The organism is Candidatus Phytoplasma luffae (genome assembly GCF_018024475.1).
Classification (GTDB): Bacteria; Bacillota_I; Bacilli_A; order Acholeplasmatales; family Acholeplasmataceae; genus Phytoplasma; species Phytoplasma luffae.
On sequence record NZ_CP054393.1, the window covers coordinates 629362 to 641433 of the forward strand.

The 12072-nt window shown below is 19.5% G+C and carries 15 protein-coding genes; 3 read left to right on the forward strand and 12 right to left on the reverse strand.

The window, feature by feature from the left end; genetic code table 11:
• Positions 1-96: 96 nt before the first annotated feature.
• From LFWB_RS03185 to LFWB_RS03210, 5 genes are all read right to left on the reverse strand, one after another.
• The gene (locus LFWB_RS03185; RefSeq protein WP_210954597.1) at positions 97-501 is read right to left on the reverse strand and encodes a hypothetical protein; all 405 of its coding nucleotides are present in this window, start codon (positions 499-501) and stop codon (positions 97-99) included.
• Between the two features lie 472 nt (positions 502-973).
• The gene (locus LFWB_RS03190) at positions 974-1156 is read right to left on the reverse strand and encodes a hypothetical protein (protein WP_210954598.1); all 183 of its coding nucleotides are present in this window, start codon (positions 1154-1156) and stop codon (positions 974-976) included.
• A gap of 105 nt (positions 1157-1261) precedes the next feature.
• Positions 1262-1582, reverse strand: a complete 321-nt coding sequence (locus LFWB_RS03200) for a hypothetical protein (protein ID WP_210954958.1) — start codon at positions 1580-1582, stop codon at positions 1262-1264.
• Entirely contained in the window at positions 1539-2018 is a 480-nt protein-coding gene (locus tag LFWB_RS03205) for an AAA family ATPase (protein ID WP_210954600.1), read from the reverse strand. Before LFWB_RS03205 ends, LFWB_RS03200 begins: the two co-directional genes overlap by 44 nt.
• A gap of 13 nt (positions 2019-2031) precedes the next feature.
• Positions 2032-2250 carry an ATP-binding protein gene (locus LFWB_RS03210; RefSeq protein WP_210954601.1) on the reverse strand — a complete coding sequence of 73 codons (219 nt, stop codon included), beginning with the start codon at positions 2248-2250 and terminating at the stop codon, positions 2032-2034.
• A gap of 264 nt (positions 2251-2514) precedes the next feature.
• On the opposite strand from LFWB_RS03210, the gene LFWB_RS03215 reads away from it, so the two are divergent.
• The 3 genes from LFWB_RS03215 (at position 2515) to LFWB_RS03225 (ending at position 5803) form a co-directional block, all read left to right on the forward strand.
• Complete coding sequence (locus tag LFWB_RS03215) at positions 2515-3159, forward strand: hypothetical protein (protein ID WP_210954602.1); 645 nt, start codon at positions 2515-2517, stop codon at positions 3157-3159.
• A 602-nt stretch (positions 3160-3761) separates the two neighbouring features.
• Complete coding sequence (locus LFWB_RS03220) at positions 3762-3980, forward strand: hypothetical protein (RefSeq protein WP_210954603.1); 219 nt, start codon at positions 3762-3764, stop codon at positions 3978-3980.
• Between the two features lie 1166 nt (positions 3981-5146).
• A complete protein-coding gene (locus tag LFWB_RS03225; protein WP_210954604.1) occupies positions 5147-5803 on the forward strand; it encodes a hypothetical protein in 657 nt (218 codons plus the stop codon).
• Between the two features lie 463 nt (positions 5804-6266).
• Here LFWB_RS03225 and LFWB_RS03230 read toward each other — a convergent pair whose 3' ends face one another.
• The 7 genes from LFWB_RS03230 to trhO all read right to left on the reverse strand — a co-directional run bounded on the left by LFWB_RS03230 (position 6267) and on the right by trhO (position 11824).
• Positions 6267-6506: a hypothetical protein gene (locus LFWB_RS03230; protein ID WP_210954605.1), complete on the reverse strand. Its 240-nt coding sequence runs from the start codon at positions 6504-6506 to the stop codon at positions 6267-6269.
• Positions 6507-6835: 329 nt separating this feature from the next.
• Entirely contained in the window at positions 6836-7249 is a 414-nt protein-coding gene (locus LFWB_RS03235; protein ID WP_210954606.1) for a hypothetical protein, read from the reverse strand.
• Between the two features lie 1222 nt (positions 7250-8471).
• On the reverse strand, positions 8472-9737 hold the full coding sequence (gene obgE / locus LFWB_RS03240) for a GTPase ObgE (RefSeq protein WP_210954607.1): 1266 nt from the start codon (positions 9735-9737) through the stop codon (positions 8472-8474).
• Positions 9738-9761: 24 nt separating this feature from the next.
• Positions 9762-10061 carry a 50S ribosomal protein L27 gene (gene rpmA / locus LFWB_RS03245; protein ID WP_210954608.1) on the reverse strand — a complete coding sequence of 100 codons (300 nt, stop codon included), beginning with the start codon at positions 10059-10061 and terminating at the stop codon, positions 9762-9764.
• Positions 10062-10094: 33 nt separating this feature from the next.
• The gene (locus LFWB_RS03250; protein WP_210954609.1) at positions 10095-10400 is read right to left on the reverse strand and encodes a ribosomal-processing cysteine protease Prp; all 306 of its coding nucleotides are present in this window, start codon (positions 10398-10400) and stop codon (positions 10095-10097) included.
• Between the two features lie 5 nt (positions 10401-10405).
• Positions 10406-10726: a 50S ribosomal protein L21 gene (rplU, locus tag LFWB_RS03255; protein ID WP_210954610.1), complete on the reverse strand. Its 321-nt coding sequence runs from the start codon at positions 10724-10726 to the stop codon at positions 10406-10408.
• 144 nt (positions 10727-10870) lie between these two features.
• Positions 10871-11824: an oxygen-dependent tRNA uridine(34) hydroxylase TrhO gene (gene trhO, locus LFWB_RS03260; protein WP_210954611.1), complete on the reverse strand. Its 954-nt coding sequence runs from the start codon at positions 11822-11824 to the stop codon at positions 10871-10873.
• Between the last annotated feature and the right edge of the window lie 248 nt (positions 11825-12072).

Here is a 12072-nt window from a genome sequence, read left to right on the forward strand (position 1 = left end):
AGGTTTTTATATTCATAATTATATTTTTTTTAACCTCATTAAAAGAATAATTTAAAACATCTCCTGTTGTTTTGTCTTTATCTTGAATTCTATTTTTTAAATATTGATTTTAGTAAACTTTGTGAATAATTTGTTTATTTCTTCTTTTACATGAGATTCATAATCTGAATATTTACTTTTGCCGCCGTCATCGTTGAATAAAATTTTTTCTGAAGCGCGTCCACTAAGATTAATGATGACTTCATCTAAATAATCTTTTTCTTCCATGTCATTATCATGTTTACGCAAATAACCAGTATATCTGTCTATATTATTATTTTGTTTTTGGATACTTATAGAATGAAGTTGTCTACCTAAAATACAAGCTGATAATACATGTCCTGATTCATGACAAGTTGTTTTGAATTTCTCTTCTTCCAGATTATTAATTTTATTAAGGTCTTTTCTTGATTTAAAAAGAGGAATAACAAAAAAATAAACAATGATAATGCTAATTATCAAAAATATAACACTTAATAAAAAAATTTTATTTTTTAATAATTCGGATATATATAATCCTCCCTTAAATCATTCTTTGAATTTTTTGAATAAGTTTTGTTGATAATAATAATTTTATAAATAAAAAACTACTATTAAGAACAATGATATATAAAAAGTTTATTTTTTATATAATTCAATTTTTAATGAAGATTAATTTTTTATTTTCTATTTTTTTGTCGATATGATTTGTTTTATTTATAAAAATAAATTTAATTATTTAATTTATATTTGTTCTATTTGTTTTTTCAATTTTTTATGCTATATTTTTGCTAAAATAATTAATCATTTTATTATAAGTAAATATATTATTTAAATTATTTTTCATTAATTCAATCATTTTATCAAATAAATATCTTTTAAATCATAAAAAAAACAATTAGTTAAGTTTATATTAGGCTTTTGTGTACGTAAAAAAAAACCTAAAAAATTAATTTTAGATGATAATATTTTTTCTAAATATAAACTTTTTTTTTAAATTTTGTAATTGACGATTATCAAATTCATTTTTTGACCATTTACATTCAAAAATAGATAATTCATTTTGTTTTTTTAAAACAATATCGATTTCTAATTCTGAATTTTCTGGAGATGAAATTTTAGAAGGTTTTTCCCCCAATATCTACCTATTTCAGTTAAATCATTTAAATGGTAATATTGTAAAAAAAATATTGACATATTTTTTCAAATTCAAAAGAGACAAATTCATTTAAATATTTTTCTATTATCTTTTTATAAAAATTATTCCCTGACATAATAGTTTTTTGTGTTTTATGAACTTCAATAAAACGAAAGGAAAAATTAAAAAATTGATCTTTGATAAAATAAAGAGTTTTTTTATATTTTTTTTACCAAAACAAATATCTTTTTCTACAATATCTAATTTTTGTAATATATCTAAGTATTTTGTAGTAGTTCCTGTGTGATTAATTCCAGCTTTATGAGTGATATCATTAATTCGAGTATTACCGCCTGCAATTACTTTTAAAATTTTAAGATAATTATCCACACTTCTTAATTCTTGAGCTAAAAAAAGCGATTTCATCTTCAAAAATAGCTCCATCATCTAAAACTAAATCAATAATATTTTGTTTAACACTTTTGCTATCTTTTATTCTATTTAAATAAAAAGGCAATCCTCCAAAAATAGCGTATAATCTGATTTTATCTTCTAAAGAGGATTTTGGATAAAATAAAGATGATTCGTAGTAATCAAAAGGTTTTAATTTAATTTTGAAAGTGTTTCTTCCATAAAGTGGTTTATTATAAACAATCATATCTTCGATCATCCCTACATAACTACCTGATAAAATTAATTTAATAGTAGTTTTTTCTAAATGTTGATCGATAATATTTTGTAAAATAGACAAAATATTAGAATTATTTTTTAATAAATAAGAAAATGTATCAATTATCAAAATAATAGTTTGTTTTTTGTTTTTTTTAACTAAATATAAAAAAAAGATCTTCGTAACTTTCAAATATAATAGGTTCTTAAAAATAATGAGCTATTATTTTACTTAATTGTTTTAAATTGTTCCTTAGACCACTTTCATCAGCTACAAAATAAATAGCAGGAAATAACTTACAAATTTCTTTTAATAATTTAGTTTTTCCCACTCTTCTTCGACCATAAAGTAAACCAAATTCAAAATTATTAGATTTTATTTTGTTTTTAAAAATATTTAATTCTTTTTTTCTTCCTATAAACATAATAAATCCCTTTATAAAATTATCTTTAAATAAACTATCTTATAAATAATATACATTATAATAAATAATATTTTTTTCTCTTTATTTTTTTAATATTAAATATTTTTAAATGAATTTTTATTTTTTTTTATATAATTATGTTTAATAGTGTTCAAATTTAATTGAATCACTATTGGGTTTATTTAATTTGTTGTTATCCGTTATTATTTTTTGTTATTAATAGTTTAATATTAAAAAATTAAAATAAGGTGGCAGATTCTTTTTATGGTAAAAAAAACAAATATAAAAAAAAATAAATTAATATCATTAATATTTGTAATATTATTGATACTTTTATTATGTTTGTTAGTTTTTTATTTTTTTATTTCTGAAAAAAAAGATGTTAAAAAGGATGAATCAAATACAACTTCAATGGAATCAGATAATATTTTTGAATCGCAAACGGCTAATGAGGCTAATATATATCCAGAAGTGACATATAAATTGCCCAATGAGGTTAATTTTTTTAAAAAAATAAAATTAAATGATACAACAGAAAAAAATTATTATCAAATAAGTGATTTAGTTGGTAAACAAGAAGATGGTTTTCGAATGTATACAAAACATATTTTAAACATTCTGACAAAAAATCCAATAATTTTTTATTTAAAAAATGATGAATTAAAAACAGATTCTTCAATTAATTTATTGCAAGATTTATTTGTAGATAAAAACTTATATGAATACAAAAACAAACCTAATTTATATTTAAAAATAATAAAACAAAAAAGTTTATGGGGTGCCCAAACAAATATACAAGTTCAATTGTTATCTGAAAAAGAAATATTATTAGTTAATAATTATAGTGATCAAATTGCTAAGATGAATTTGGTAACAACGAATTTAACATTATACAAAAACCGCAATTAAGATAAATAAAATTATTTTGTTATAAGTTCTAGATTTGTTTTTTATAAAAGTTTAGACAATTTTAATTTTTAAAATATTCTTTAAAAACAACTAATAAGTTAGTTTTTTTGTTTTTTTGATTAAAAGAAAAAAGACTTAATTTATTGAGTTTTTTTTGATATATTTTTAATTTTTTTGAGATTCTTTTTACTTTTTATTTTTTTTAATAAATACAAAATTTTCAACCCCAGAAAGGTATTTTTTTACTTAAATATTTATTTTTTTATTTTTATAGAACTTATATTTAGATAAGGGATTGTTTACTCCCATATTCAGCATTAGGCCTAAATATTTTTTATTTCGTTTGTGAAAAAACAACAAATTGATTTTTTTAGGGCGCTAAATGATGTAAATATATGGAGTTATTTCAGGAATATTATCATACAAGATAATTATTTAACCTAAAAAAACCAGCAAAATATACAGTGTGTTGAAAGTTAAAAACTTTTTTATTTTTTATTAATGTTATATAATAATAAAAGAATGAATTAAATTAATATAAATATTTCATTTCAAGATTATTTATTATAATATATATTTTTATTATTAAAAAAAGGTTGAAAATGAAAAAACAAGTTAAAATACAAAAAATTAGAAGAATGTTACAAAAAGCTAATTTATTAACTTTAAAAATTGTTTTTTTAAAAAACCTTAATATTAAAACTAAATATATTTCTCAAGAAAATATTTTATTTGTAAACCCATTAGTAAAAAATTTAGTATTTCAAATTTTAAAAGAAAATAAATATAATTTTAATGATAAAGAAAATGTTAAATATTGAATTTATTTAATTTAAAAAAATACAAAAACATAAATGACACCCTGCCTCAAAAAGTATAGAAATCAAAATTAAACTTTTTAAAACAAACTATTAATTTCGTATTATTAGTTATAAAAATTAAACAAACCAAATCTTAAATTAAATAAGATTTGGTTTGTTTTATAATTAAATCTTAAATTAAATTTTTAAACAAAAAAAGATATTTAAAAAAATGTTTAGAAGATTTTATTTTTGATTTTAAAAAAATTATTCAATATTTAGAAGACGTTAACAATTTCAATATTATTTTAATTAAAAAAGAAACAATAACAAATTACAATCGAAAACTTAATAAATTTTTTTAATTACAAGAGCATTCAAAAATTAGAAACTTTTAGATTTGAAAACATAAAAGAACTGACAGAAAAAGAAACAAGAATCATTATCAAACTCTATATTAATTATTACAATAACTACAGAGAAATAAAATACAATAAATATTTAAAACCGAACACTTTTTTAAATAATTATTTTGAAAAAAATAATTATTTAAATTCTAATTTATAAAAAAACATTAATTATTTTTTAATTAAATATTTATGTTATAATAAATTGTCTTTGTTTTTTATTTTTTTTATTTCTACATGTTATAATAAAAACAAATAAGATTGATTTTTTAAAAAAATCTAATTTTAAATTAACTATAAAACGGTTTAGAACCGTAACATTTATTAAATTAAATCTAGAGTTATTTAAAAATTAATTAATAAAATTTTTTTATTTTTATAATAATTATTCCTAGCTTCAGATAAAAGATGGTTATTTTATGATAAAAGAGATTTTATTTATCTTTTTAAATTTATATTTTTTTTACAATATCATAATTTAATCAAATTTTTTTAATATATAGGATATCATAATTTTTCCTAAAATATAAAAATTGCAACAATAATAATAATTTTATTTATTGAATTTATTTTTTTATATTTACTTTTTTATTTAAAAATCTTTTGTTTAAAAAAATAAATAAATTTATAACTTTATGTATTTTAATTAATATCTTCATCTACTTAAATAAATAACTTTAGTATCAAAAGGTATTATTTGTTTTTTTTTTTTTTTGTTAAAATTAAAGCGTTCTTATTTTTTTACATTCGATAATAAAAGAAAAGGAATTCATTTTATATATGTATAATAATTACACCCCTCAACATCCTCAATACGAAAAATATAACCAACATATCCATGTTTATACAATTCCATATGAACCAGATGTAGCTGTTAAAATAGGTTGTGTTTTAATGATTATCTATGCATGTTTTTTAAGTATTTTTATCATTACAATGATAATAACTATTCCGTTAATTATTTTATATCAAGGAATATACCAAGGAAACAATCAGCCAAGCACTAAGACAATCGGTGGTATATTAGGTATTTTCTTAGGACTAATACCTGGTATTTTAATTTTAGTTGGTAAATATGAACCAAAAGGATATAATCGAAATATTCCATTTAATCAAAATAATTTAAATAACCCATATAACCAAAGTAATAAATACAATCCAAATAACCCATATAATCAAAATAATAATTATATTCAAAACAATCCAAATAATCAAAGTAATAATTATAATCCAAATAATTTGAATGTTCCAAACAATCCAAATATCCCAAAAAATAAATACAATCCAAACAATCCATATAATCCAAGTAATGATTATAACTCAAACAATCTGTTTAACCAAAACAATCCTAATAACCCATATAACCAAAGTAATAAATACAATCCAAACAATCCAAACAATCCAAACAATCCAAACAATCCAAACAATATAAAGTGAATTTAATGTTAAAAAATGATGAAATTTGTAAACCCCATCATAATCCTCATATAGGAAATAAAATCTAAAAAATTAAAATCTATAATAAATAATAAAAAGACTCAATTTATTGAGTCTTTTTATTATTTTATATTTTAAATATTATTAAAAAATACATAAATACATAAATTTATGTATTTTAATTAATATCTTTATCTACTTAAATAAATAACTTTAGCATCAAAAGTTATTATTTGTCTTTTTTTTTTTTTTTGTTAAAATTAAGATAAACTTAATATGTTTTCTAGAAAATTATAATATGTTAAGTTTCTCTTAATTTAATAATAAAAAAAGGAATATATTTTATATATGTATAATAATTATCAAAATAAGAATAATTTTTATAATTTTACACCCTCTAAAACAATTGAATATGAAGCAGATAATTGTGTGAAAGCTGGGTTTGTATAGTCGGTATTATTAGTCATGTATTATCTTTAATTAAATTATCTTTAATTTTAGCCGGAATACAAAGTTTTACCGGAATACAACATTTGCCAAATTTTTTAATTTTATTAATTTCTTTTATTAAAATAATATCTTTAATATCACTTGTATTATCAATTATTTTATTAATTTTATTTATTAGAATTTTTAAAGGGCAAGCGTTACCAACTACAAAAATGGTTATCGGAATAATATTGTGTTCATTTGGCGCATTCAATATAATGATTTTAGGTTTAAATGTAGGATTTTTAAAATTAATTGTAGGAATTTTAATTTTAGTTGGAAAATAAGAACTAAAAAGATAGAATCCCAATAATCTAAATATTAAATACAATTTAAAACAACCCATTTAACCAAAGTAATAATTATAACCCAAAACAAAGTTAATTTAATGTTAAAAAATTATGAAATTTGTAAACTTCATTACAATCTTCATATAGGTAATAAAATATAAAAAATTAAAATCTATAATAAATAATAAAAAGACTCAATTTATTGAGTCTTTTTATTATTTATTATATTAATATTATTTAAAAATCTTTTTTATTATATGCTTTTGGATACTTTTGGTTCGTATTTTCCAGCTAAAATTAAAATTCCTACAAAGCCACCACCAAGACAACAAAACATTCCGATAACCATTTTTGTAGTTGGTGATGCTTGTCCTTTAAAAATTCTAATAAATAAAATTAATAAAGTAATCGATAATGCAAGAAATATTAATAATAATATATTAAAACCTATTGATATCTCTTTTATATTTATAAAAAATTCCTGTTCTGTCATAAAGTTTGATATAATAAGAGATGAAAATAATAAAATTGAAGATAATATACAACCAATTATCCCAAATACACAACCAGTTTTCACAAAACCATCTGCTTTATATAAAGCATTTGAAGGAAATTTTGATCTATTATTATAGTTCGGTTTATTTTTATATTGGTTATTGTTATACATATATTAAAAATTCCTTTTTATTATTAATTTTTTAAAAATAATAAATATATTTTTCAGAAAAATATATATATTATTTTATCAAAAAAACAAAAAAAACGCAAATAATATACTTTTATATTAACCCATTTATAAACATTTATTTTCTTTTAAAAAGAAAATTATATGGCTAAATATAAAATATAAATAATATATACTTGAATAACAAAGATATTTTAGTGTGCTAAAATTTTAGAAACTTGTTACTCTTTTATTAATGTTATATAATAATAAAAAAAAGATAAACATATAATAAAGAAAAACAATCAAAAAATAAATATTTTTTTCTCTTTGAACGAAATAAAACAATATATGTTCTGAATTTTTTAGAAAAAAAAGAATAAATTCACAAGAATATTTATTTAAAAAATGACATTAAACAAAAAGAATATTTTATGAAATAATTATTTGATTGTTTAAAATAAAAAGACTATCAAATATAGTCTTTTTATTTTAATATTGTAATTAAATTAAATAAAATATTTCTAAAATAATGATAAAATTTGTTCTTTAATTTTTATATATAAAAAAGTAATTAAAAAAGATAATGCGAAAATAGTAAAAAATTTAATAAGCAAAACAAATCGAATAATTGTTTCAAACATGTTACTTTCTGTTTTAATAGAAGGAAAGAAAAAAATTTTTTTAATTCTTTCTATGAATGATACAAAATTAAAATTATTTTTCAATATATCAGCAAAATTTCTATCAAACCCCCAATAAACAATAGGAACATGAAAAAGAAAAAAATGACAAATAAAAATAATTAAGATATATATATAAATTTTAAAAAAAGAACGTTCTTCTTTTTTTAAGAAAAAACTAGGTAAAATACCCCAACAAAAAGCGTAAGTGCAACCTAAAATAGGGTTATACAATCTGAATTTATAATTAAAAAATATTGAAATAAAATCTATTAAAAATGTTCCTATAAAAGCGATAAATCTATTCGAATACAAATGAATAAAAAGCAAAGGAATAAAACTGAAAAATTCCACGAAAAAAAATATTTTCAAAAATTCTAAATTAAGAAAACTAGTGTTTGCTAAATGTAATGAACAAAACTTTATTATAAAAGACAAAGATAATAAATTAGATATTAAAACAATTTTTTTTAAAATAGTTGATCTTTTATTAAGGTTATTACTTTCGTAAATATTAAACATATAATTATTGAACTAAATTCTTAATTAATTAACTCAAAAATATAACCACAAATTTTCACTTTATCTTTGGTTGTCATACCTTTTTTAATTAATTCTTCTTCCACTCCTAATTTTTTTAATAAAAAAGAAAACTTTTTTAAAGATTCATAATTATTTAAATCAGTTTTTTGAAAAAGTTTTTGAATTTTAAAGCCTTCAACAACAAAACAACCTTGATCATCTTTATAAATATTCCATTCATCTTCGTTATTTAAAGTGAATAATTTATGCTCTTTAATAATAGAATTATCCGAAATTTCTTTATAATTTTCCAAAAATGTTTTTATTTTATATTTTAAATAATCAAAATTTAAACGATTCCAAATAGAAAAAGGAATAATTTCTTTAGGAGGAGTAAGAGATTTTTGGAAAGTTTTTAATTTATATTCAGCCCCCTCTAAATCCATTTTATTCAATACAATTATTTGAGGTTTTTGTAAAATTTTATCATTATAATTACTTAATTCTTTATTTAATTGAATAAAACTTGAATAAATATCTTCATTTTCAGCACTGCATATATGAATTAAAATTTTACATCTTTCAATATGTTTTAAAAAATTAATCCCCATTCCTTTTCCAATATGAGAATTTTCAATTAAACCAGGGATATCTGCGATTGTAAAACTAAAATTATCTATATTTACAACTCCTAATAAAGGTTTTGTAGTAGTAAAAACATAAGAACCTACTTTTGATTTAACATTAGAAATATTAGAAATCAAAGAAGATTTACCAACATTAGGAAAACCAATTAATCCCACATCAGCTAAAATTTTTAATTCTGTTCTAATAAATAAACTTTCGCCTAATTCTCCTTTTTCTGCAAAAGAAGGGACTTTATTTTTAGAATTAGATAAAGAATAATTACCTCTTCCGCCACGTCCGCCTTTCGCTATCAATAATAGAGAACCGATTTCTATAATTTCGCCAATAAATTCTTGAGTGGTATTATTATAAACTAATGTACCTAAAGGAACTTTTATAAATACATCTTCGGCTTTAGCACCATTTTGATTTTTGCTTTTTCCATGGGTTCCATTAGAAGCTACAATTTTGTGTTGATATTGTAATTTAAATAAAGTATTAAGACCTGTATCTCCTATAAAAAAAACGGAACCACCCTTACCGCCATTTCCACCAGAAGGTCCTCCGTAAGGGACATATTTTTCTCTTCTAAAAGCAACAATTCCGTCACCACCGTTACCAGCTTTAACAAAATTTACTGTTTCATCTATAAAATTCATTTATTATTTTGCCAAAAAAATATTTTAATTAACTTTTTTTTTATCAAAAATAATTGAAACTTTTTTTTGCTTTTGCTTGCTTTTAACTTCGTATTTAACTATTCCGTTTATAAGCGCGAATAAAGTATGATCTCTTCCGATACCTACATTTTTCCCAGGAAAAATTCTAGTTCCTCTTTGACGATAAATAATTGAACCTTTATTAGCATATTGTCCATCAGATAATTTAGATCCTAATCTCTTAGAATGCGAATCTCTTCCGTTACGAGTAGCTCCTACACCTTTTTTAGAAGCGAATAATTGAATATTAAATTGTAATAACATTATATAAATACCTTCCTTTTAATAATTTGATATTTAAATTTCTTTTAAATTCTTAGGATAAGTTTTGTTTAAATTTTTTAAAGTATATTCTAAATTTGATAATAATTTATTAATTATGTCATCAAATTTTAAAATTTTTAGAAAAAAATAACCTTCTTTTAAATCGAATGTTATTTTAGTTTTTAATTCAAAAATCTCTATAGCGTTTAAAATAAAAATAATAACAGAAGAAACAGAAGCGCACACAATATCATTCCCTTTAAAAGAATATAAAGCGTGTCCCCGAATTTCTACTTTTTCAATTTTATTTTCTATTTTAACAAAAGAATATTTTATCATAAATTTTAAAAAATAATTTTAGTAATCAACAATTTAGTATATAACTGTCTATGTCCTTGTTTTAAACGATATTTTTTTCTCTTTTTATATTTAAAAACAATAATTTTTTTATTTTTACCTTGTTTAACTACCTTAGCTTCTATTCTTGCATTATCTATAAATGGAGTTCCTAAAATAGTTTCTTGTTTTTTATTTTCATCTTCGATAGCTAAAACTTGATCAAAAACATGTGTTTGATTTACTTCAAGATTTAATTTTTCTACAAAAATTTCTTGTCCCTCGCATACTTTAAATTGTTTACTTCCGCTTTTAATTATGGCTAACATAAAAAATACTAACTCCTTATTATGTATAAAAAAATAATTTCTAATTACTTAATCACACGCTAATTTTTTTATAATTATAAACATATTATATATTATAAAAACAATAAAATAACTATTATAAAAAAAATATTTAACTAAAATAAATTATTTTATTTTATTTTGAAAACGTTCTATATTTTTATTTTTTAAAATATAACGATTGCTTGGATTTTTTGCGCATTCTTGAGAACAACTACCTAAATATTTAATTTCGTTTTTTTCGCTGCATAAAATTTGTTTATTGCAACTAGGGTTAGCACAATTAATATATCTTTCGCAAGGAGTTTGATCAAAAAAATCTCTGCCCGTAATAATATTTTCCTTTTTATTAACGGAACGTGATATCCTTTTATCAAAAACATAAACTTTTCCTTGGAATAATTGCCCTTGCGCTTCTGAATCTTGATTGTATTTTAAAATACCACCTTTTAATTGATAAACTTTTTTAATACCTTTAGATTCTAAAAGAAGAGATGCTTTTTCACAACGCACTCCACCAGTACAATAAGTTAAAATTGTTTTATTTTTAAAAAGAGATAAGTTTTTATCTATCCATTGTGGTAAATCACGAAAATTATCAATATTAGGATTAATAGCTTTTTGAAAATGACCTAAATCATATTCATAATTATTTCTTACATCTAAAATAACTACATTTTCATCTTCTTTTTGTAAAAATTTAAAAAATTCTTTAGGTTCTAAATATTTTTTTAAATTGTTTTCAACACGCACATCTTTATCTAATTTTAAACCTACTATTTCTTTTTTAATTTTAATAGAAAGTCTAGGAAAAACATTTTCATGATGAGGATCTAATTTAAAATCAATTTGTTCAAAACCTTCAATAGATTTTAAATATTCCATATATTTTTTGATATTTTTTTTAAAACCTGATAAAGTCCCGTTTATTCCTTCTTCAGAAATAATTATTCTACCTAAAAGCCCTAATTTATTACAATATTCAAAATGATCTTTTTTTAATTGTTCTAAATTTTTTAATGGAGTATAAATATAATATAATATAATTGAGTATAATTTTTCTTTTCCATGGTTATACATTTTTTGATTATAAATTCCTTACTTGAAAAAAATAAATTTAGATAATAAAATGAAAAAAATATTTTTTCAACTTTTATATACTTAATTATAATATAAAAAATGAAATGTTATAATAATAAAAACATTAAACAAAAATAAAAAAATTTATTATATAATTAAAAAATAGATCAAATTACAAAAATAATTTTTGTAGCAAAAAAACATAAATTATTTTAAAATAAATATGTGTATAAAATAAAATATTATTT